The sequence below is a fragment of the Streptomyces sp. NPDC046939 genome, from assembly GCF_040644575.1.
GTDB lineage: Bacteria > Actinomycetota > Actinomycetes > Streptomycetales > Streptomycetaceae > Streptomyces.
In genome coordinates this window covers 38758-59593 of sequence record NZ_JBEYWV010000048.1, presented here as the reverse complement: position 1 = coordinate 59593, position 20836 = coordinate 38758, and the positions used below count along the sequence as shown (strand labels likewise).

Here is a 20836-nt window from a genome sequence, read left to right as displayed (position 1 = left end):
GGCTTGGCGTTCGGAGGCGATGGCGGTGTCGGGGCGATGGCGGTCGTGGCGCTTACAGGAGGAAGACCAGAGATGCGACGATCTTGACCCAGTCGCCGTTGTCCGGGCCGTGGGCCTCCACGGAGACGACGTGGGTACGCACGGTCGTTCCGGCGATCGAGTAGCGGTCCTGACCGCTGCGGTGCTCGGCCCGTTCGTCGAAGTCGTGTTCGCCCAGTTCCAGAGCCATCGCGAGCAGTGCCATCTGCACGGCCTTGTCGGCTGCCGTCCGGGCGTCCTTGCCGACGGCGTCGTCCTCGTGCACCTCGGCGACGCAGCCGAGGCTCCCGTCCTCGGGAACCGCGATGCCGACCGCGGTGGCGATCCGGGTACCGGGGGTGTTCGTCTCGGCCAGAGCCTGGATGGCGAAAAGGATCTGTCCGTCGCGCAGTTGTCCGCCGCCGGTCTCCGGGTCGACGAGTGTGCAGCCGGGCGGGACGCGGCTGGACACGGTGACCCGGTTGACGCGTCCCAGGCCCGCGTCCATGTACATCAGATCGTGCGCCTGTAGTTCGCGCGGGTGTGCTCCGGTGCCGGTGGTGAAGTACATCTGGCGAGGCAGGAGCACGGTGCCGGCCGGTGTGGGTGTGTTTGGCGGTGTCGTCATGTGTCTTCCTTCATCGGGTTCGGCGGGCGAGCGACGAGTACGGGCACAGAGACGGACGGTCGGTCGTATGCGCCGCTCCGGTGCTGGTGTGATCGACGGGTACGGCCAAGAGGTCGACGACGGACTCCAGGCTTCCCGCCCTACGATGCGTCGCGCGTTGCCGTTCGGCGCCGCTGCCTTCCCGGTGCAGCCGGTCCAGCCAGGCGGCGACCACCGTGCGGTCGTCGGCCGTGGTCAGATGGGGGCCGATCAGCCGCCGCAGACACTCCGTCTGGCGGCGCACCGAAGTGACCGCGGGCGCGACCACCGACAGATCGAGGAGGGTACCGTGCGCGCCTTCACGGGCCGCCTGCCAGGTGGCCGCGGTCAGCAGGTGCTGCGCCACCCGGGGCGCGCGCTCGCCTCGACGGACCCGCTCAAGGGCACAGCGGACAAGCCCGCGCACGACGAGGGCGTAGGCCGTGGCCTCCTCGGCGGTGGGCAGCACATCGGCGATGCGGACCTCGACGGTCGGTACCGTCCGTGACGGCCTGACCTGCCAGTACAGCATGCCCGGGTCGAGGATCGCCTTGCTGGCCACCAGGGCCGCGACGGTGTCCTCGTAGTGCGCGACGGATTCCAGGTAGGGCGGCGGTCCCGCGGCCGGCCACCGGCTCCACAGCGCCGTTCGCCAGCTCGAGTAGCCGGTGTCCGTACCGTGCCAGTAGGGGGAGTTGGCGCTCAGCGCGAGCAGCAGTGGCAGCCAGGGGCGCAGGTGGTTGACCACCTGAACCGCCTCCGCCGGATCCGGGACGCCGACGTGTACGTGGCAGGCGCAGACCGCCTGGTCGCGTAGCAGCGGGCCGTAGCGGGCGGCGATGTGCCGGTAGCGCGGGGTGTCGAGGAGCGGAGGTGGGCCGTCGACCTCCCCGTGGGTGGCCGGTCCGGCCGCGCCAAGGGGGGCGGTGCCCGTGGCGATGAGCAGGCAATTCTGCCGGGCGGCCTCGTGCGCGGCACCGGTGCGTAATCGCCGGATCTCTTGTGCCAGTTCGCGCCCGTCCGAGCACGGCGAGCCGGCTGTCTCGACCATGGCCTGGGACAGCTCGCTCTGCACGTGGGCGGTGCCGAACCGTCTTCTGCCTGCGGCGACGACCGGTTCGCTGCGGGCTGTCGGCCGACGGGTTTCCAGGTCGACCAGCAGAAACTCCTCCTCGACACCGACGGTCAGGCCACGTTCGGGTTCTCTGAGCACGCGGGTGTCCTTCCTCTGCGACAGCGCCCGCCGATCCGGAGCTGTCGAGCGTCGCGTTCAGTCGTAGGCGTGGCGTTGCCCGTGCCACGTCGCACTCCGACTGTCCCGCTCGTCCCTGCTCACTCGGTCGGGGCGAATGGAGGGCGTGAACGCGTTGAACGGTGGGGGGACCAAGCCACGGAAGCTGCCATGGGCGACTGAGTTTTCTCGCGACGACATGGCCAGGCCCTGGCTGTCTTTCCCGTTGCGGGCTTGGCCCGGGCCATGCTCGGGCACTAACAGATTGATATACGCATTCATCAGCTTTCATTGGCCTAACCTTCACTCTAGGTGCGCTGTATACGGAAGCAAATCGGCCGACGAAGCACAGCACCGGAGCCGGCATGCCCAAGACCCGCAATCACGCACTGGCCCGCCTCCTGAAAGAGGCAGGGCTTTCCAACGGCGAGCTGGCGCGCGCGGTGAACCGGCTGGGCGCACTGCAAGGCAGCCATTACCGCTACGACCGCACGTCCGTGGCCCACTGGCTGACGGGTTCCCTCCCGCGCCCGCCCGTCCCCGACCTTGTCGCCCAACACCTGTCCGGGCGTCTGCACCGGCTGGTCCTGCCCGCACAGACGGGGCTGCTGCGCGAGGCACCGGCCAACGCCACCACGGTGCGCGCGGCAGATGAACTGCTGTACACGCTGGGAGCGGCAGAGGAAGACGGAGAGAAGCGGGCGGCGTTGTTGCGACTACCGTGGTCCTGCTGCCCACAACTGTCGGCGGCGCAGCACAAGCCGCCCGCAGGGCGCTTACAGACGGGTCCGCGCGAATTGCGCAGCGCCGACCTGGCGGCACTCGACTTCTACCTCACCCACTTCGGCTGCCTATTCGAACGTCACGGCAGCGGGCCGGCCCGTACCGCCCTGCGTGCTTTCGCCACCACCGAAGGCGTCTCCTATCTCACCTCCCGGGCACCGCAGCGCTCCCGCCGCGCGGTACAGCACACACTCGGCCGCCTCGTCCACCTGCTCGCCACGGCGACCTTCGACGCCGGACACCTCGGTCTCGCCCAGCGCTACCACCGGGCCGCTCTTTCGCTGGCCGACGAGGCGCAGGACGCCGACCTGCGGGCCATCGTCCTGCGCAGCATGTCCAACCAGGCACGCAGCGTCGGCTTCGTCCCGGACGCGGAGCACCTGGCGGAGGCCGCACGGGCAGACGAGAGCCGCCTCACCCCCGCAACCCGGGCCTTCCTGCTCACCGGCCGGGCAGCAGTGCTGGCCGCGTCCGGCCGGACCCGCGCCTTGCACCTGCTGGACACCGCCCAAGAGCTCCTGCACGGCAGCGACACGGGTACGGACCCCTACACCGACTACAGCCAGGCCGCCTTCGAGTACCAGCGCGGAGAGGTCCTGCTCCTGCTCGGTCACCGGCAGGACGGCATCGCGGCGCTGACCGCCTCCCTGGAACACCGCCCCCGCGAGCACCACCGCACCCGGGCCCTCACCAGCTGCGCGCTGGCCGTCGCTCAACTACGCATCGGGCACGCCGAGGCAGCCTGCGGCAGCTGGCGCGCAGCCCTGACGGAAGAGGCCGACGTCGCCTCCCCACGCCTGCAACGGCTCCTGAAATCCCTGCACCAGCAATCGCACCCCTATCGCAACCACGCGCACGTGTCGGCGCTGCGCCGACAAACCGCCGCTCTGCCGTGATGGAAGCAACACTCCATCAGAGGGAATGACGCGCGGCGCCTGCGAGCTGCGCAGGGTCGCGCGCCCCGTGGCACGTAGAACATCCGTATGAACGACCCCTTCTCCCACGCACCTCTCACCATTCCCGTCGCCTCGATCCTCACCGAACTTCTCTTACGCCCCGACGCCGACAGGGCCGAGGCCGTGGCGCCGGGTCCGCTTGCCGTGCGGGGCTGTACAACCGATGGCAGCGCAACGTGCACTCGCAGAATCGGGCCCGCGTGACCGGCCCCTGGCCCGGCCAGCTCGCCGCACACCACCAGCTTCATCTCCGCGCTGAACCAGCAGGGCGAGGCCGCAGACCCGGCCACAGGGCGTCTTCCCCGAGTGGAGGTGAGAGGGTGGCTGACGTGCAAATACACCGCCTGGCTTCCAAGGCGGGGACGGGCCCATACGTCAGCGCCCCCTACCACCGCCACCGAGCGGTACGGATTTCACCGTCCGCGGGTCGTTTACCGCGGCCGTCTGCGGACAACGCCGGGGCGTGGCGACGGAAAGGGGCCACCTCCAGAAGAAACCAGTGCCCGAGCGCACCTGTAGCCCCAGGGACGAGCGTCGCCTGGAGCCCCGGGGGCCCCTCGCCGCGAGACGACCGCGCTCCGCCCACACACACCCGTACGTCCCTGGTTGGGTCTCCCGTCCAGCCAGGGTCTTCCTTGTGCCCAGCGACGGGCGCTAGTCGCCCCGCGAGCGAGCCGCGCACCGGCTACGGGCAAGGACCCTTCGGCGTCGCGCACATGACCACGCCTGAGATCGAGCTGCCGCCCGAAGCATGGACCGACCTTCTCCCGAACGCACCCTTCGGCTGCTCCTTCGGCCAGGTCCCGCGCCCGCAATGCCCCGTGGTGGGTCCTCGATATCGTCTGCGCCACGACCTGGGGCAGGCGGTGCTGGGACTGATGCTCGATATCGACCGCTCCACCATTGCCGCCGCGATCGCCCCTCACCCGAGACGTCGGTGACATCCTGGGCCCCAGCCGGGGACTTCCTGAGGTCGCGGGCCACACGGGTGGGGGTGGCCGTTCGTCAAGGATCAGCGCGAGGGGACGGTAAGGAGGGTGCGGTAGGTGGCGGTGTCCTCGGGTTCCCCGACGGGACGGCCCTCCGCCTCGACCCAGGCGTGTGCGGCGAACGGTGAGGTGCGTACGCCGGTGCACCAGGTGGGCCAGGCACCGCCGAGACGGCACAACAGCGCCGTGGCCAGGGAACGCTGGAGGCAGTACCGCCCCGAGCACAGCGTGCTGACCGCGGTCACGTCCTGGCGGGCCCGCAACGCGCGAGCGTAGTCGGCGGGCGGGGCCCCGCGGCGCGCCACTCGCAGCACGGCCCGGATACGGCGGGGCGGCAGCCGCGCGAGCAGCCGGGCCGCGGCCACGGCGGCGCGCGCGGCGAGCCGGCGCCCGAGCGGTGGCCGGGTGCCCTCGGTGTCGAGGACCTGTCTCATGGCGTGCTCACCACCAGTCCGGCGCGGGTGAGCCCCTCAAGGAGGGCCGCGACATCGGCCGCCGCCCGTTCTCGGTTGACGGGCCGGGTGGCGGCGAGCCGGTCGGCGACCTGGCCTGCGGCCGCGCCGCCCAGCAGAGCCTGGACGACGGCCGCGCCGGTGCCGTTGAGCTGCCAGTAGCGGCCGTCTCGTTCGTCGAGCAGGACCATCCCGTCCTGTGTGGGGCAGCAGACGACGTCAGTGCGCAGCTGAGTCAATGAGGGGCTCCTGGTGCGGATGGCGTGGGGTGTGGGTGAGATAGGCGGGTACGGGGTGGGCGGCCACGTCGCGCAGCCACGCCTCGACGCCCAGGGTGTTCTCCAACGCGGCACCGCCGCCGGTCTGAAGGCCGGGGCTGAGCAAAGCGCGTCGTAGCCCGTTCTCTTCCGCGACGCCTGCGGCGACCAGGTGCGACGTCTCGGCCCATGCGGCGAGTTGACGCCGGTGCTCTGCAATGCCGCGGTACCACTCGATGTCACAGTGGTCCTTGGTGGTACGCAACAGGAGGTGTTCGGGCACCAAGCCCTCCATCGCGGCGGCCAACAGAGGTTTGTAGGACCAGGGGTGACCGGCCTGGTGCGCGCGTACGGACAGGCAGGCGTCCAGCACCGTGTCGTCGCAGAAAGGGCTGTCCGCCGGCAGTCCGTCGGCCGTGGTGTCGTCGTGGACGAGCCCGGCGATTCTTCCGGCTTCGCGCATCTGGTGGATCCAGGCGTGCCGGGAGCAGTCGGCGGCCAACGGGATCGTCTGCTCGGCGGCGGAGCGCAACAGTGCGGCGAACTGGTCGGCGGCCTGTGTGCTCGCCCACTCCGGAAGCACCGGCCGTGGCCCCCACGTCTCGCATGCTGGAAGGGGAACTGCGGCCTCGCGGAGCCTGCTGCCCCCTGCCCTGTTCAGCCAGTCCGCATAGGAGCCGCCCCTCAGCAGCACGCGGGCGGTGGCGCCCAGCGGCCAGCGCCGTTGCGCTCTGAACCCGGCCGTATGCCGCAGCGCCAGTACCGGATTGCGGCGCACCAGGGCATGGATGTAGGAGGCGGGGGGCACGACGACGTGGTCGCCTCCGTGCCCCGTGAGGCGCAGCTCGGCTCCCCGGGCACGCAACGCGCGGGTGATGTGCTGCTGGATCTCCCGGTCCCGCAGAGCGGGGGAAGGCTCCTCCGCGGGCTCCTGGCGGCGCTTCAAGCCCGCGAAGCAAGGCGGGAGTTCGGCGGACGGGAAGAGCAGGGACTCTACGTCGGGCAGGCGGTCCACCGCATACCGGGCGTAGTGCTCATCCTCGTTGCCCAGTGCTTCCCAGCGCAGGGTCGCGGTGACCAGCGATGCGCCGGCCTCGGCGGCCAGGAAGCACAGGGAGGTGGAGTCCATGCCGCCGGACAGGTCCGCCGCGAGCACTTGCCCGGGGCGCACCCGCAGGGCGACCGCGTCACTCAACGCCTTACGCAACGCGAGCGCCGCCTCGGCCAGGGACAGTCCGGCCTCCGGTGCCTGCCACCACGCGACGGTACGGCAGCTTCCCCCGGGTTCCAGGTGCAGTGCGTGTCCTGGTGAGACGGTGTCCACTCCGCCCCACATCGCCGCGCCTGCCAGCGGGTGCGGCAGGGAGGAGGCGAGGCGGCCGGCGAGTTGGGCGATGTCCGGCCCGGCGTCGGTGAGCCAGGCCAGAGTGCGCGCCCGGTCCGCGCACACCGTCACACCATCGACCACGGCCCGGTGGACTCGACGGGCCCCGGAGGCACTCCCGCGCACATAGCCACCCCCTTTCAGGGACGCGATCACATGGAAACTGCCATGCACGCCACGCAGTGCACCCTCCACGTCCGCGACCGTACTCACGCCCTTCAGACGAGCCTGCAGGTCTGGGGTGGTCACCGAGGACCTGCCCACCAAGGCCAGCGACTGCTCGCCCGCCGACGCCACCACCATCCGCTCCGGATCCCAGTCCCCCAGCAGCCACGGCCGCCCCGACGGGTAGCGCACCACTCTGCCGACTCGCCGGCTCAACCGGCTCAGCAGGCCGGGTGGCAGTCTCTGATCCGGGACCACGATGAACCAGCTCCGCGAGGTACCACTCGCCATACTCAGCTCCTCATGCCTGCCGCTCCGCCCGGGGGGATCGGCCGTGCTCTGTGGTGTAGTGGCAGTCGAAGCCAAGGCCTCGTCCCGTGTGCTGGGAGTGTGTCGGGACTCGGCTTCGCTTGGCGTACCGGTTCGGATGTCGAGGCGGGCGGACACAACGGCGACGCCCCCGCCGCCCCGGCCGAAAGGCCAAGGCGACGGGCCGATCTCGGGCTCATCAGCGATGGGTGTCGGTGCGGACCCCGATGGTCGGGGGCCGACACCCATGAAAACCGGTCAGCACCAGTAGTACCTGTTGTACAAACCTTCGGCACACCCCGTGTACGAGGAGCCCTGCGTGGCTTCGGCGAACTCGCCCGCCTCGACCAGCAGCGGCGGCTCGTAGACGTCCTCGGTCTCAATGTTCGCCAGCGCTTCACCCACGGCACTCACCTCCATCGGATGGGAAACGGAATGTCCGTCTCCCCGCTGCAGTAAGGCAGACTGCGCGGAACCTGACCAGAGATACTCACGCCAGTCCACCCGTGTGAGGTAACGGCGCGTGAGGCACAGCACCAACAGGAACGCACCCTGGGCGCCCTCGCCCCCGGCGCGACAGAAGATCAGCTCACCCGAAGAGGCGTTCGGACACACTAGGGGACGAGGAGGAAGAACGGCGTGTGGAAGCCGCCGCCATCACATCTGGCGGGCTTGTTGAGCTCGGAAGTGAAGTCTGGCCGGCCCGCCTGCATGGGGCGAACGGCCCGTCACGGTGCGCACGTTGGCACGGGACGCTGTACGTCGGCAGGGAGGAGCGGTACCCCCTCTCCCGCGGGGGTATAGGCCATCCCCAGGTGTCGGCCGAGCACTGCGGTAGCTGACATCGCTTTCCTGGCGGCCGTAACGCAGGTCATCGGCGTATGCGCCGGCAACCGGTCCGGGTCGTCCGGCGCAGTTGTGCATGGAGTGCGAAGTCGGTGTCGGGAGCGTCCTTCCGGCCGGGGGAAGCATCCACCGGCCACGGCAACGGCGAAACGTTCTACATGCGAGACACCGGCACCGGCCAGACCGCAGGTGGGCACCGCCAGGGCACCGAGACCGTCCCGGACAACAGCGTGATCATCCGCAGAGGAAGGGCACTTGGCACCCTCGACGCACCGCAGGCCGGGGCAGCGACGGCGCGTACAGCCACCTGCTCGGCCTCGTCTCGCGTGCAATGCTGGTCATCCGGTGAGGAGCAGTCGCATGCCAGGAGCCAGGCCCGAGCACACGTCCCCGCCGCAGACGGAGACCCGCTACATCCTGCACGAAGATGGCGCGCTCTTCCGGTTCACGCTCCAGGGCGGTACCGAGCCGCCGCCCCTGCCTGACGGCGCCCAATGGGTCACCCAGGCGGCGTACGAGGAGGCCCGCGCAGCGATGCAGGAGCGGCACGAGGCCCAAGTGGCGGGCAGACAGGCGGCTGAGGCAGCAACCCAGCGCGCTCACTTCGACGCACTCCTGGCGGCCGGCAACGCCGAAGCCACCGCTCGCGCCCTGTCCGGCTACGCGGGACCCGTCACCGACCCAAGCGACAGGTGAAATTGGGTCGGGTGAGAGGCCTCCAGGCGGTTTTCGGGGATCGGTCTGCGCGCGAGGATCGCCGCAGACGGTGTTCGGCGCAGCGCGGGAAGGAGCGGGGAAGGTGGAGGACACGGCGTGGCGGCGGTGGCTGGGACAGATGACGCACGAGGTGACCGGCGCCGCCCTGTACCGCCTTGCGGACAGACGGCTGTTCGGGGATGGCGTCTGGCAGATCACCCGGGAGGAAGCCGAGGCCGCCGGAAAGGTGCTGGACGGCCTGCGGGCGCGCGCGGCGTTGCAGGGTGCGGGAGAGACTCTGATGCTGGCCGGCACCCGGTTCGAGGTAGGGATCAGGCACACGGGGTCCGGCCCGCAGGATCCCGAGCGAATCCTCGCCCTCGCCGACGGCCACGCCCACCGGGCCACGGTCGTCTGCCTCGCCCGGACCCCGCAGGCCCTGGTCCTCGGCAAAGTCAACGGCACGCTTCTCAGCGGCCAGTTGGATGCCGCGGTCAAGCATGTCGCCGTGCGCATCACCATGACCGGCTGACCTTGCACGTACCCCTCGGGCGCCACCGGGACTTCCGCCCAGGTGCCCTGCCACGGAGTCATCGCGCCTGACTGCCGACCGTCCCGGTCCCGCCGCCCGGCACATGGCTGTGCCAGGCACCTCACAGCGGCCGGGCTGCCGCGCCGCGCGCCCGCACCAGGAAGCGAACCGTCGCGCTCGTCAGCGGCCGACCGCGCAAATGGCGGCCAGGGTCAGGACGCCTACGGCGCCGAACAGCACCGGCCGCCACCGGCCTGGCCGCACCGGTGACGACCGGCCGTCCAGGTGACAGGCGCACAGTCCCGACCGCCGCAGGACGGGGGCATGCCGCTGGGGACTGGACGGCCATGCGGCCGTCCCGGGTGCGGTGTGTCCATGAGTCATGCCGTAGTAAACGAGGCGGTCCCGTCGCACGTACGGGCGCCGCGGGCGGTCTCACTTGCTCTTCACCGCGTCGCATCGACGGTGCAACCCGCGTGAGCGGTGAGTGTCAGGGAAGTGTCGGGCGTCAACGCGGAGTTCATGGGATGCCCGCAGCGCAGGGGCGACAAGGGGGTGGTGCAGGCGTCATGGCGCGTGGGGCGAGTGGTGGTTGGGCAGATCCTTCAGGCCGTCCGGTGGTGTTCGTTCCCCCACGGGCCGTCGGGCGGCGCACCGCGAGGCGGGTTGTCCGGCGGGCGGCTACGGACCCGCGCGCGGGTGGGGAGGGGAAGAGGACAACCCGGGAAGGGCCGGTGAGGAGCCGGGGTCTGCCGTGACCCGCTTCGCAGCCGGGCGTTGGACCGGCCGAGCGCGCGTTGCCCCTCCCCCGGGGAAACTGCTCGCCTGCGGGCCCGGCACGGCGGACGCCTCGACCCGTCCGCCGGGTCCGCACCCCTGCGACTGCAACACACTGCGTCCCGAGCTCTTCCCGTACCCGCGGCGCGGACGGTACAGGTCAACACATCGTCAAGCGCGGGTAGCACCCCTTCGCCGGCCATGCGGGAGGCGGTAGAACATGACCACCCCGCAGCACAGCACGCGCGCCGTGCCGGTGAGGTCGGGCGCTTCACTTCCTGCGCGCGAAGCCGGGCGGGGGTGCCGGGCCCTGCTCCGCCCGGCGCCCCGACCGCCACCGCCCGTGGCCGCTTCACCAGAGGAGCAACGCAGACGTGGGCACACCATCCCCGACCGGCCCGCCCGGCCTTCAGGTGCAGGTCGTCGACGCCGGTGCCAGTGTCCTGGTGCGGGTGGGCGGTGAACTCGACATCGGCACCGCGCCCCGCCTGCAGAGCGTCCTGGCCCCGCTGGCCGGCCGCCGCTGCGAACTCGACCTGCAGCACCTGACGTTCATCGACTCCAGCGGCGTCAACCTCCTCACCCTCCACCACCGCCACACCACTCAGGCCGGTGGCCATCTGCGCCTGGTCGCCGCCAGCCCCGCCGTACGCCGCATCCTGGACATCACCCACGTCACCGACCTGCTGACCGGCGAGCCCGGCCCGCCGCCACCCGGCGACCGCCCTGCCCTGTGAAGCGCCCCTGGCACACCATGCGCTGGGGTTACGGGAGCGCGGAGAGGGTGCGTACGCAGCGTGGGAAGCGGCCCGAATGCGGTACGCGGGCCTTATCAGCACCAGGCCGGGGTTGGTGCGCTCGCCCGTGTCAGGGGTGCGGAGCCGGACCATGGCCTGCTCCATGGCGTCGAAGGCCCGTTCTTCCTCCTGCAGACCGCCGCGCCCGACCGCCAAGAGACGGTTACGCGCGGGGTGTCCGTTGCCGCGGGTGCTTCGTCGCTTATGCAGAGGCCCGCACCGACTCGACTGTCGATTCGGCGACATTGTCCCGGAATATCTGACAGGGTGCCGACCCACGGCGTGTTGCCAGGCGAGGACGCCCGCGAGTACCTGGCGGTTGGCCGGCCGCTCCTGGTTGCGGGCGAGGCAGGTGTCCAGGGGCGGCAAGAAGCGCAGGGCGACGACGGGCCGGTGGTGACGGCGGGCGCGTGCGATGAGTTCGGCGCGGACGTGGGGCTCAACGTTCATGGAGTCGAGGTAGAGGGTCGTCCCCTCGCTCAGGTACGCCTCCAGGAGGCGGTTCTGCTCCGCCACGGCGGCCGCGGTGAGCGCCGGGTTCCCGGCGGGCACGCTGGCCAGGGTCCTGGGCGGTGGGGTGCCCCAGTGCTCGGCGAGGAGCAGCAGGTTGTGCCGGGCCACGGCGAGGGCTTCGGTGTCACAGGGGCGGATGACTGACCTGTACGGATTCTTGCAGGGTGTGCCAGCCTCCTTGACCACGCCGGGCAGGGTGCCAGTGAGGGCCGGAACGGCGGCCGCCACCACCTCGTGAGTTCGGCCGGTCCACCTGGCCGGCTCCACCGTTCGCATCGACGCCGACGCCAGACGCCGTAGAGGGGATCTATCCGCCCCAGGCCCACCAGAGAGACGGGACCAGGATTCAGCTCCTGGTGTTCATGGCGGGCGCGCTCGCCGCGGAGTGCACCGCGTGCTGAGCCGCTACCTGCTCCAGCACCGCGTACAGCGCCTGCGCACGCTGGCTGCGCCGGCTGCCGAAAGACGCACGGTCAGTGGTCAGCAGCAGGATCCAGTGCGCGCCGGTCATCCGCATCCGGCTGGCCGCCCGGACCGCGCGCAGCAGTTGTCGGTTGTCCCGCTGGTCCAACGGCCCCTGGGGTGGTGAGAGGAACTGGTGTGCGGGTCCCCGCAGCCGTTGGCGCAGGTGCAGGGGCACCGTTTCCCATGTTGGGTCCTCCGCCTGCGGCAGCCATCGGCCCTGGGCGGCCCCGGACTCGGCCAGCGACGCTGTAGCGGGGCTGGTGACGCCGAATCCTGCGCTTGCTCCGGCTCGGGTCCAGGTGTGGCGGGGTGACCGGCGGTGCAGGTGTGGGGGGCCGGCGTATGGGCGTATGCGCACGCGGGGCAGGGCGCCCCGTTCGTCAGCTCGGCGGCCAGCTGCACCACCGACCGCTCGGGGCCGAACCCCAGTGACATGAGTTGGTGCGGCAGGCGCAGTTCCTCCACAGCGCGCAAGGCTGCGGCCGCAGTGACATCGTGGCCGGCCGTGAACCATCTGCCCGTCTCTGCGTGCTCGCCGCACCCGCAAAAGCAGCGCCGGTGTCCTCTCGTCTGTGTCACGCTCGGGACGCTAACGGTTTCAGCAGCCGCAGATCGGCCACGCCACGCGGCCTCGCCTCGATACGACCCATGGCTGCGCGGGGAGTGGGTGTCGAGACGGTGCACCGGCGTGCGCCCGGCCCTCAGGACGGCCCCGCGGAACGTAGGGCGCTGCGGGCGGCTTCGCCCGCTCCTTGGCTGGGGCCCAGCGCCGACGTCGTGTCCGTCGCCGCCGCCCACCTGCGCGATGTGGTGGTGCGGCTGAGACGTTGATGGACCAGCCAGTCGAGTGCCGCGTGACCGAGGCATCCGCCGCCAGGATCGAGCCCGGAGCGGCAGCCAGGAACGCCAAATTATGACCTCGTGAGATAGATCACCCGGCAAAAAAAGAGATCGCCTTCCTTACACTTTGCACGAGAAGGTCACACCTAGATCATGAACACCCCTCGCCCTGCGCGGATGCTTCGGCGTCGCACGCAGTGGTCCGCGCTCGCCGCAGGCGGGATATCCGGCGTCGTCTCTCTTGCGTTGCTGGGCCCGGCTGTACCGGCGACAGCGGAGCCCCGACAGCCGGTAGACCCCATAGCGGCCACGGTGTCGCCTCCCCACCCCTCTGTCGTCACTGAGGCAGTCACCGCTGACTCGGCACTCGCTGCTGCGGCTGCCGGTGGAAGGCGTGTGGAGGTCCTCGACCGCCGCACGGAGACCTCCACCACCTGGGCGCTGCCCGATGGGTCGTTGAGCACAGAGCTCAGCTCCGGTCCCATTCGGATGATCCGCGACGGCGTGTGGACCGACATCGACACTAGCCTGATCCGCGACGCCGGCGGAGAAGTGGCGGCGAAAGCGCATCCGAACGATCTGCGCATGTCTGCAGGCGGCGGCAAGACGCTCGGCTCGGCACAGGCGGCAGCGACGGCCCCGGACTCGGCCAATCGTGACCTTGTAACCCTGGGCATGGGACGCCAGCACGTGGCGATGCAGTGGAAGGGCGGCCTGCCCGCTCCCCAGGTACGAGCGGACAAGGCCACCTATCGGGAAGTGGTCCCCGGGGCTGATCTCATCGTGGAGCCCACGCGGACGGGGTTCGAATCGTTCCTCTCCCTCAAAGAGCGTCCCGCGGGGGCCGGCGCCCCTTGGGTGATCCCGCTGCGAGTGCCCGGGGTGGATGCACGCCAGCAGAACGACGGGTCGGTCCTGTTCACCGATGAGAAGACCGGTGACGAGGTAGCCACCATGCCGGCACCCGTGATGTGGGACGCCGCGGTGGATCCCCGTTCGGGCGAGCACACGCACTCCCAGCAGGTCCCCATGACGGTGCACCAGGACGGCGACGTCGTGGAGCTGTCGCTGACCCCCGGGCAGGACTTCCTCGACGACCCGGACACGGCCTACCCGGTCACCGTGGATCCCGCCACCGACAGTCTCGACACCCTCTTTGACACCTTCGTCCAGCAGGGCGACACCAGCGACCAGTCCGCCTCGACAGATCTCAAGCTCGGCTGGCCCGGCGACTGGGCGGACACCGCCCAGAAGCAAAAGCGCATCGCCCACTCGTACATGACGTGGGACACTTCCATCTTCGCGGACGCGCTTGTCAGCAGCGCGAAGCTGTCGCTCTACAACTACCACTCCTGGTCCTGCGACAGCCGCCCTTGGGAGGTGTGGGCCGCCAACCCTGCCGACGCCAGCACCCGTTGGACGAAGCAGCCCTCCCTGCTGCAGAAGATCGCGACCTCGTCGGAGACCCGCAGCACCGCGTGCAAGAACGCCGGCTGGGTCAGCGCGGACATCTCCTCCCTGGCCAAGACCTGGTCCAGCGCGAAGGCAGAGACCGGCAGTATCGCCCTGAAGGCAGCAGACGAGGCTGACACCTACGCCTGGAAGCGCTTCTACTCCTCGGAGTCGACCGAGGATCAGGTCCCCACACTCACCGTGGACTACAACTACCGGCCCCGCGCGGGACGAAACCTGCAGGCGGGTGCCCCGTTCTACACCGTGGGCGGCGTCTACCAGGTGAATACCAAGACTCCGGTGCTGCGCTTCACCCCGGAGGACTTCAACGAGGACGACCTCGTCCGCGGCACCTACCAGATCACAGACCAGTCCACCGGTGACGTCGTCACGACGCTGACCGCCGATCCGGTACCCACCGGTGAGACGTCCAAGGTCACGGTCCCTGCAGGCAAACTGGTCAACGGGAAGACCTACACCTTCCGCACCACCACCGACGACGGGACCCACTGGAGCAACGGCTGGTCCGAGCCGGTCACCTTCAGCGTGAACACGGCCCTGAAGATGACACCCGAGCTGCAAGCCCTCTCTGCGGTCAACAGCGCCGTGGACGCGGACGACATCGTCCCTGCCACCAGCAACGACGGCAACTACGCGGCGATCGCAGACGACGGCAAGAACGTCGTCGGGGTGCCGTGGGAGACCCACAACGCGATCAGCGTGCAGTCGGCCGACCGCGGTTCGATGGCGATGGGCCTTCCCCTCGGCCAGCCCCGAGGCGCAGCGCTGAACGGCAACGTCATCTACGCCAACCCGAGCGGCCCGGTCGACACCGTCGCCCAGCCCACCCCGGACGGCGGGGCGCGCACCTTCCAGGTCATCAAGAACGCCACCGCCCCCCACGAGTACACCTCTTCGATGAAGCTGCCCGCAGGGGCGAAGCTGTCATCGTTCGACGGAGGCATGACCCTCATCTCCTCGGGTACCGACGACGCCCCCGTCACACACGGGCTCATCGACGCTCGCGGGCCAAGGACGCCCAGGGCAACGAGGTCCCGACGTCCTACCGGATCGAAGGTGACCGACTGATCCAGGTCGTAGACTTCTCCAGTACGACGAAGTTCCCGGTCGTCGTCGATCCGAAGCTCACCTTCGGCTGGGGCATCTACTTCAACGCCACCGGCGCCGAGTGGAAGGCCTACGCCATGGCCGGTGCGACCGCCGGCTGGGCAGGGTGGCTCTACGGCTGCACGGTTGGCAAACTCCCCGCCAAGCTGGCCAGTCTCGGGAAGATGGTGTGCGGAGCCGCGGGACTCAATGCCTGGAAGAACCTCGTCAGCGTCCTCAAGAAGATCAACAAGAAGAAGCTCTCCGCGGTCGGCTGCTACCAGGTGAGGATCTGGCCCGGCGGCAAGGGGCTGACCAAGGTCAACAAGAAGAATTGCCGGTAATGCCGCATGGAGAACCGTGTGACCGTACGCACCCCCTGGTGGGTCAACCTCATCGCACTTGCCATCGCTGTCGCGATCTGTGTGGCACTGGGCCTTCCCTGGTGGGTCGCGGCTCTGGCGGCGCTGGCCACCGGCACGGCCGCCGACCGCATATGGGCGGCATTCGCACACCGTAAAAAGCGCGCCAGGCAGCACGACCGCTAAACGGCCGCCTGCACGCGCCGACCGGGCCGGACAGGAGTCTCTGTCCGGCCCGGCCCGTTCCCACGCCCGCGCACCGCGCCGCCACTCAGCCACTGTGCCCGAATGGGAAGCCAGGGCGAGGAGGACCCGGAAGTGTTCGGCAGGCGGGGAACAAGACGGCCCGGCGCGGCCACGAACGGGTGGCAGGAGCCGACCATGTTGTTGGACGCGTTGCCAATGAGGCGGCCGAGCCCAACACCGTGCGCACCGTGAAGATCCTGCCCTGGGCACTGCGCCCGCACCCCGGACCGCGCGCGTCACCCCAGCCGGGGACGTCGTAGCAGTCCTCGGCGAAGCGACGGGCGGTGCGGAGCATCGGGTGCAGCGCATCGCCACACGCGAGTGCCGAGCATCGCCGCACGATGCGGTACGCCGCCTCGGTGGCGTCCATCGTCATCCGGCGCGCCAGAGCGGAGGCCACTCAGTGGAGCCCACCCGATGTCGTGCATCGCCATTGGATGCCGAGTGGAGCCCACTCGATGCCCGGCTTACTCCCTTCACCGGCCCGCTTGCCGGGCCGCGAGCGCGGAGGCCCCGGCCGACGCGCCACCAGAACAGCGACCGCGGCCACATCGAACCCCGAGCACGCGCGCGCCGCCGTCCTGCCCTGTCCTGCCTTCCTTCTTGTTCTTCTTCTGTCTGTCCAGCCTGACGGTCGGTGCGTGTGTGTGAGGGGTTGTCGACGCCACTGGTACGCCTTGGCTTAGGGCCTGAGCTGCGGTTTCGGGCGGGAGGCGCTTGGGGTGGGGGTAGTGCTGTTGACCCCTGGTGTAACCCTGGCTTCGGTCGTCGACCGGTATGGGATACGGGGGCTGGGTGCCGTACGCCGGGCCCAACCACGGTGGGCGCACGGCACCCGGCGCCTGCCAAGGCACCGGTTCAACGCGGACGCGGCGGCCAGGTCACTACACGCCGGCGTCGGCCGCCGGTTCCAGTTCGCCGGTCCCGGGATGAAGAGCGACCTCCATGGAGCGAGGGCGGCCACCGCGTTCGGCAAGACACCACCTCCCCACGGCCCGCGCCCCTGCAGCCGGAAAGGCTTTTTGTTGATCTCAATGGCTGCTGTACCTAGGTGGACCGTAGGCCCGCGACGGGGGAGACACGGGCCTACGGTCCTGATCAACTCTACTGTCCGGATGCGTCGGTCAGACTGGCTTCGAACTGGCCGACCATCGCTACCTCGTACGCGGTGTGCCAGGTCCGGCCCGCGTGTTCCAGGCACCACTGCTGAGCCACGCCCCCTGACGTGACGTCGGGGCTGGGCTCCAGGCAGGTCAGGCACGTCGCCCTGAAGCGGTTCGGCGTCGGTGACTCGCGCAGTCGCCATGGTGCGAACGCGAACCTGCGGCGGGTCACCCGTCGTCCTCCTCCTGGTCCGCGCCCGTCTCCGCGTCCTCGATGGCCGGCGGTGTCAGGCGGGCGCCGCGGCTGTCGGCCACGCGCAGCACGTCACCCAGGGCTCGGGTCACGAGGGCCAGGGAGCGCCGTAGTGCCTCCTTTCCGGCCTTGGGGTCGTCCAGGACGGCGCGGGCGCCTTGAAGGACGTGCGCGCCGTCGGTGAGCTGTCCGTCCTCGATGCGGTCGGCCAACCGGCTCACGACGCTGCGGCTGTAGCCGAGCTGTTCGGGGTCGGCAGCCAGATAGCACGCGTGCCCCATGTCGCTTTCCCACGGCAGTATCCGCAGCCCTCGAGCGACCATCGGCGCGGCGTTCGACCGGTCGTAGCTCACGAGGCCCTCACCGCCAGGGTGAGACCCCGGGGCACGACGTGCAGCGTGCGGCGGCTGGCCGCCCGCAACGCCATCCGGCGCTCATGCGCGACGGCGTACGGGCGCACGTGGCCGCTCTCCTCGCCGCTCACGGAGGCGGGCGGCGGGGTAGCAGCGGCGGGCGCGGCGGTGGGAGGTGTGGGGTGCGTATCCGGCGGTCGGTGGCGTCGGGTGGCGAGTGTCAGCAGGCGCAGTGTGCACCGCCAACGCGGGCCGTTAGCGTGGAACATGTCGTCAACCTCCGGTGGTTGGTGACCGTACCCCGGGTCCGTTCGCGCGGTCGCCGGGGCCTTTCATGGGATGGCTTCATGCAAGCGCGGGTGACTGGTTGCGAGAGGAGCCGCGCGGGGGGCCAGCAGGGGGCCAGACTGGACGCGGATAGGGGGCCCCGGTGAGACAGAGGCGAGCGGCGGCGGCATGTCGGTGTGTATCTCGCGGGCCTGCGCCGCGTCACGGGCACGTCGCAGCGCCAGCTGGCGGCGCTGCTGTGCGCGGTCTCGGGGACGCAGCCGTCACCCGCACGGAGGTGTCGCGCTGGGAGCGCGGCCGCCGCGTTCCCGAGGTCTGGCTGCCCTGGCTCGCGCAGCTGTTGGCCGTGCCGCTGCGGGAGATGGAGCAGGCTGCCGCGTACGCCCGCGGCGAGGAGTGGGCCCGCCTGCCTGGCCCTGCGGTCTCGGCGGTGCTGCTGCCGGAAGGGGACCTGCTGCGGTCATCGCCGGATATGCGAGGGCGCCGGATCGGAGCCGCGGACGTCGGCGCGCTCGCCGGGCGGGTCCATGCGCTGCGGATCGCCGATGATGTCCTGTCCGGCGGCGACCTGATCGACCCCGCGTTCCGGGAGCTGGGGTCAGCGCTCGCCCTGTACCGGGAGTCCACGTTCACCGAGGACACCGGACGCGGGCTCCTGGTGCAGATCGGCGAGTTGAGCCAGATCACCGGCTGGATCGCCTCCGACGCCGGTCGCCTCGAGGACGCGGAGCGCGCCTACCGCGTCGGGCTGGACGCCGCCCGGCAGGCGGGTGATGCGCCCCTGGCGGGGAATCTCGCGGGGTCGCTGGCCTACCAGTGGTCCAACAACGGGCGGCCCCGCGAGGGCATGGACCTGGCCGAGGCCGCGCTGCGGGAGGCCGGGCACGCGGCGCCGGCCGTGCGGGCGCTGTTCGCGGACCGAGTGGCCTGGGCCCACACGCGCGCGGGCACCCCCGAGGGGGCCCAGGCCGCAATGAAAGCGCTCGGACAGGCGCACGAGGCGCTCGACAGCCAGAGCGGCGGCGAACAGGCCCCGCCGTGGGCGTACTGGGTCTGCCGTGAAGAACTCGACGTGATGGACGCCCGCGTGTTCACCGAGCTGCGCCGGCCGCTGCGCGCGGTGCCGCTGCTGACCGACGTCCTCGCCCGCTACGACGGCACGCACGCCCGCGAGTTGGCGCTGTACCGCTCCTGGCTCGCCGTCGCCCTCGCCGACGCGGGCGAACCCGAACAAGCCGCAGACGAAGCACGCCGCGTCATCGCACTCTCCGGCGACCTGTCCTCACAGCGCACCACGGACCGGACCCGAGTGGTCCTGCAACGCCTGGCGCCGTACGCATCGGTGCCCGAGGTCCGCTCGGTCCTCACCGACCACGGACACCTGCTGCACGTCGTCTGAGCAGAGCGCTCTCGGGAGCAGCCCTTCGGTTGGCTGACCGGCGCACAGGCCGACACCCCGTGTGCGGTGGCGTGCTGGCCGGGCGAGGAGTCACAGCAGCCGCTGTGCCCGCACCGGGCGCAGCGGCGCAGGTGGAACCACCAGCCCGCGCCCTCGCCCTGCAGGCATTCCACGCATCCGTCGCCGCTGGGCAGGGAGGATGGGTTGGTCCCGGGAACCGCCGTCTCATTACTCAGCCGGTGACACCTCCTGCTGCGCGTGGGCGGCGAGTTCGACATCGCCACCGCGCTCCGGCTCCGGGCGGTCCTGGCCCCGCTGACGCAGCGGCGCTGCGAACTCGACTTCGGACACGTGACTTTCCTCGACTCCACCGGCATCAACCTCTTCACCCGCCATCGCCGCCACGCCGTGGCGGCCGGCGGCCACCTACCTCACCGTGACAGAGGGATCTGGGGCGCGTGACACTCCACCGGGGCTCTATCTCCTACGCGCCCTCGCCATCAAGAACGCCCCTGCGACGATGGCGATCAAGGCGATGGCGATGACCCAGAGGGGCGGAGAGCCCTGCCCCGCTCCTTTGGCCAAGAACTGCACGTGCGACATGTCTTCCCCGATCCGTCCGTAGCGGCTGTCTGTGGCAGTCAGCCGGGTACCGGATGCACGCGTACCCCGTGAACCCGTCCAACTTCGCTTCGGGGTGGTCAGTCCAAGTTCACTGGCACGGAGCGCAGTCACTCAGTGAGAGTTGGGGTCTGTACCTCTCAGGTCGATCATGGGGAGGCTGCGACGTCGGGCAACCTGCGGTGTGCCTTGACCGATCGTCCAACGGCATTCGGCGTCGACCGCCGCTGTCCGTCTCTGTTGGTGTCAGGAACTGAGGTCAGCGGCGCATGGCTCCCTTGACATAGCCAAGACAGCGCTCACGGCCTGTACTACCTCATAGGCTCCGCGCCATGAGCAACCGCGATCACGCTGCAACGTTCATCACCCTTGGTGTCCTGGTCGTCGTGTTCGGCATCACCTTCACTGTGTTCGTCATACCGTCTGGCCGGGAAGCCCAGGCGGATGAAGACGCAGCCACCAATGCCGCCAACACGCTGCTGCATGCGCTCGGCCGAGGAGACGGAGCAGAGGCCTGTGACCTCCTGACAAAACCTGCTGCCACTGCCCTGACCACCCAGCAGGGAAAGGATGGCTGCCCCTCCGCCGTACGAGATCTGGCCGACTCACTGACCGCTGCGGACCGCGAAGCCGTGGCGGTCATGAAGCTGACCGACGACGACACCAGAGCGGAGAAGCGGGGAACGCAGCACACCGTACGCCTGGGCGCCAATCCCTTCGGCTACTCCAGATTCCTGGTGGACCGGCAGGACGGTGCGTGGCGCGTGATCCGCATGGAATAACAATCCTTCACCGTCCGTACGAATGACGGTCGGCACCCATCACCCTCAACCCACCACTCACCCCCGCTCCCATCCCGTCCGCCGTCGACCCACACACCGTGGAGCGGGCGTGGTCCAGGGCGTCCAGGTGGAGCGCGCCAATGTACGAACGACCTGGACGCCCTGGGCCGCGTCTGCTCAGCTCTGCCTGGGGCGACGGCGGACGCGGCGCGAC

21 protein-coding genes and 2 pseudogenes are annotated in these 20836 nt (G+C 70.3%); 11 read left to right on the top strand and 12 right to left on the bottom strand.

The features are described 5' to 3' along the window. Positions 1–52 precede the first annotated feature (52 nt). Both ABZ877_RS36985 and ABZ877_RS36980 read right to left on the bottom strand, forming a co-directional pair. Positions 53–646 (bottom strand): pyruvoyl-dependent arginine decarboxylase, encoded by a 594-nt coding sequence (locus tag ABZ877_RS36985; RefSeq protein WP_361080507.1) that lies wholly within the window; start codon positions 644–646, stop codon positions 53–55. Between the two features lie 10 nt (positions 647–656). After that, the gene (locus ABZ877_RS36980) at positions 657–1877 is read right to left on the bottom strand and encodes a glutamate--cysteine ligase (protein ID WP_361080505.1); all 1221 of its coding nucleotides are present in this window, start codon (positions 1875–1877) and stop codon (positions 657–659) included. 383 nt (positions 1878–2260) lie between these two features. Here ABZ877_RS36980 and ABZ877_RS36975 point away from each other — a divergent pair, with 383 nt between their 5' ends. Further along, positions 2261–3574 carry a hypothetical protein gene (locus tag ABZ877_RS36975; RefSeq protein WP_361080503.1) on the top strand — a complete coding sequence of 438 codons (1314 nt, stop codon included), beginning with the start codon at positions 2261–2263 and terminating at the stop codon, positions 3572–3574. Positions 3575–4350: 776 nt separating this feature from the next. Next, a complete protein-coding gene (locus ABZ877_RS36970) occupies positions 4351–4575 on the top strand; it encodes a hypothetical protein (RefSeq protein ID WP_361080501.1) in 225 nt (74 codons plus the stop codon). 71 nt (positions 4576–4646) lie between these two features. On the opposite strand, the gene ABZ877_RS36965 is transcribed toward ABZ877_RS36970, so the two are convergent. The 4 genes from ABZ877_RS36965 to ABZ877_RS36950 form a co-directional block, all read right to left on the bottom strand. Beyond that, the gene (locus ABZ877_RS36965) at positions 4647–5057 is read right to left on the bottom strand and encodes a lasso peptide biosynthesis B2 protein (RefSeq protein ID WP_361080499.1); all 411 of its coding nucleotides are present in this window, start codon (positions 5055–5057) and stop codon (positions 4647–4649) included. Beyond that, positions 5054–5314 (bottom strand): lasso peptide biosynthesis PqqD family chaperone, encoded by a 261-nt coding sequence (locus ABZ877_RS36960; protein ID WP_361080497.1) that lies wholly within the window; start codon positions 5312–5314, stop codon positions 5054–5056. The genes ABZ877_RS36965 and ABZ877_RS36960 overlap by 4 nt, the downstream gene beginning before the upstream one ends. Next, positions 5295–6842 carry an asparagine synthase-related protein gene (locus ABZ877_RS36955; RefSeq protein WP_361080494.1) on the bottom strand — a complete coding sequence of 516 codons (1548 nt, stop codon included), beginning with the start codon at positions 6840–6842 and terminating at the stop codon, positions 5295–5297. The genes ABZ877_RS36960 and ABZ877_RS36955 overlap by 20 nt, the downstream gene beginning before the upstream one ends. Positions 6843–7448: 606 nt before the next feature. Continuing rightward, positions 7449–7595: a lasso RiPP family leader peptide-containing protein gene (locus ABZ877_RS36950; RefSeq protein WP_361080492.1), complete on the bottom strand. Its 147-nt coding sequence runs from the start codon at positions 7593–7595 to the stop codon at positions 7449–7451. Positions 7596–8396: 801 nt separating this feature from the next. Between ABZ877_RS36950 and ABZ877_RS36945 the strand changes: the two genes are divergently transcribed. The 3 genes from ABZ877_RS36945 to ABZ877_RS36935 all read left to right on the top strand — a co-directional run bounded on the left by ABZ877_RS36945 (position 8397) and on the right by ABZ877_RS36935 (position 10778). Further along, a complete protein-coding gene (locus ABZ877_RS36945; protein WP_361080490.1) occupies positions 8397–8732 on the top strand; it encodes a hypothetical protein in 336 nt (111 codons plus the stop codon). Between the two features lie 103 nt (positions 8733–8835). Then, positions 8836–9264, top strand: coding sequence for a hypothetical protein (locus ABZ877_RS36940; RefSeq protein WP_361080488.1), 429 nt, complete (start codon positions 8836–8838; stop codon positions 9262–9264). A gap of 1151 nt (positions 9265–10415) precedes the next feature. Then, the gene (locus ABZ877_RS36935; protein ID WP_361080486.1) at positions 10416–10778 is read left to right on the top strand and encodes an STAS domain-containing protein; all 363 of its coding nucleotides are present in this window, start codon (positions 10416–10418) and stop codon (positions 10776–10778) included. A 351-nt stretch (positions 10779–11129) separates the two neighbouring features. Here ABZ877_RS36935 and ABZ877_RS36930 read toward each other — a convergent pair. Further along, a pseudogene (locus ABZ877_RS36930) lies at positions 11130–11627 on the bottom strand (AAA family ATPase); the annotation flags it as partial. A 70-nt stretch (positions 11628–11697) separates the two neighbouring features. Beyond that, the gene (locus tag ABZ877_RS36925) at positions 11698–11922 is read right to left on the bottom strand and encodes a hypothetical protein (protein ID WP_361080484.1); all 225 of its coding nucleotides are present in this window, start codon (positions 11920–11922) and stop codon (positions 11698–11700) included. Positions 11923–13052: 1130 nt separating this feature from the next. On the opposite strand from ABZ877_RS36925, the gene ABZ877_RS36920 reads away from it, so the two are divergent. The 3 genes from ABZ877_RS36920 (at position 13053) to ABZ877_RS36910 (ending at position 15763) form a co-directional block, all read left to right on the top strand. After that, a complete protein-coding gene (locus ABZ877_RS36920) occupies positions 13053–15197 on the top strand; it encodes a DNRLRE domain-containing protein (protein WP_361080482.1) in 2145 nt (714 codons plus the stop codon). A 203-nt stretch (positions 15198–15400) separates the two neighbouring features. Next, entirely contained in the window at positions 15401–15559 is a 159-nt protein-coding gene (locus ABZ877_RS36915; protein ID WP_361080480.1) for a hypothetical protein, read from the top strand. Between the two features lie 18 nt (positions 15560–15577). Beyond that, positions 15578–15763 carry a hypothetical protein gene (locus ABZ877_RS36910; RefSeq protein WP_361080478.1) on the top strand — a complete coding sequence of 62 codons (186 nt, stop codon included), beginning with the start codon at positions 15578–15580 and terminating at the stop codon, positions 15761–15763. Between the two features lie 1164 nt (positions 15764–16927). Here the strand turns inward: ABZ877_RS36910 and ABZ877_RS36905 are convergent. The 3 genes from ABZ877_RS36905 to ABZ877_RS36895 are packed head-to-tail and all read right to left on the bottom strand — an operon-like array spanning position 16928 to position 17663. After that, positions 16928–17158 carry a hypothetical protein gene (locus tag ABZ877_RS36905; protein ID WP_361080476.1) on the bottom strand — a complete coding sequence of 77 codons (231 nt, stop codon included), beginning with the start codon at positions 17156–17158 and terminating at the stop codon, positions 16928–16930. Further along, positions 17155–17532: a hypothetical protein gene (locus tag ABZ877_RS36900; protein WP_361080474.1), complete on the bottom strand. Its 378-nt coding sequence runs from the start codon at positions 17530–17532 to the stop codon at positions 17155–17157. Before ABZ877_RS36900 ends, ABZ877_RS36905 begins: the two co-directional genes overlap by 4 nt. After that, entirely contained in the window at positions 17529–17663 is a 135-nt protein-coding gene (locus ABZ877_RS36895; protein WP_361080472.1) for a hypothetical protein, read from the bottom strand. The genes ABZ877_RS36900 and ABZ877_RS36895 overlap by 4 nt, the downstream gene beginning before the upstream one ends. A gap of 395 nt (positions 17664–18058) precedes the next feature. Between ABZ877_RS36895 and ABZ877_RS36890 the strand changes: the two genes are divergently transcribed. Next, positions 18059–19219, top strand: a complete 1161-nt coding sequence (locus ABZ877_RS36890) for a transcriptional regulator (protein ID WP_361080471.1) — start codon at positions 18059–18061, stop codon at positions 19217–19219. A gap of 59 nt (positions 19220–19278) precedes the next feature. Here the strand turns inward: ABZ877_RS36890 and ABZ877_RS36885 are convergent. Next, a pseudogene (locus ABZ877_RS36885) lies at positions 19279–19497 on the bottom strand (hypothetical protein); the annotation flags it as partial. On the opposite strand from ABZ877_RS36885, the gene ABZ877_RS36880 reads away from it, so the two are divergent. Both ABZ877_RS36880 and ABZ877_RS36875 read left to right on the top strand, forming a co-directional pair. Continuing rightward, entirely contained in the window at positions 19478–19681 is a 204-nt protein-coding gene (locus tag ABZ877_RS36880; protein ID WP_361080469.1) for an STAS domain-containing protein, read from the top strand. The pseudogene ABZ877_RS36885 and the gene ABZ877_RS36880 overlap by 20 nt on opposite strands. A 491-nt stretch (positions 19682–20172) precedes the next feature. Next, positions 20173–20622, top strand: a complete 450-nt coding sequence (locus ABZ877_RS36875; RefSeq protein WP_361080467.1) for a hypothetical protein — start codon at positions 20173–20175, stop codon at positions 20620–20622. Positions 20623–20836: the final 214 nt, after the last annotated feature.

Excerpts from the sequence above, each read along its gene's own strand:
- ABZ877_RS36985 (WP_361080507.1), bottom strand. The coding sequence starts at position 646 with ATGACGACACCGCCAAACACACCCACACCGGCCGGCACCGTGCTCCTG.
- ABZ877_RS36965 (WP_361080499.1), bottom strand. The coding sequence starts at position 5,057 with ATGAGACAGGTCCTCGACACCGAGGGCACCCGGCCACCGCTCGGGCGC.
- ABZ877_RS36915 (WP_361080480.1), top strand. The coding sequence starts at position 15,401 with ATGGTGTGCGGAGCCGCGGGACTCAATGCCTGGAAGAACCTCGTCAGC.
- ABZ877_RS36945 (WP_361080490.1), top strand. The coding sequence starts at position 8,397 with ATGCCAGGAGCCAGGCCCGAGCACACGTCCCCGCCGCAGACGGAGACC.
- ABZ877_RS36875 (WP_361080467.1), top strand. The coding sequence starts at position 20,173 with ATGAGCAACCGCGATCACGCTGCAACGTTCATCACCCTTGGTGTCCTG.
- ABZ877_RS36970 (WP_361080501.1), top strand. The coding sequence starts at position 4,351 with ATGACCACGCCTGAGATCGAGCTGCCGCCCGAAGCATGGACCGACCTT.
- ABZ877_RS36975 (WP_361080503.1), top strand. The coding sequence starts at position 2,261 with ATGCCCAAGACCCGCAATCACGCACTGGCCCGCCTCCTGAAAGAGGCA.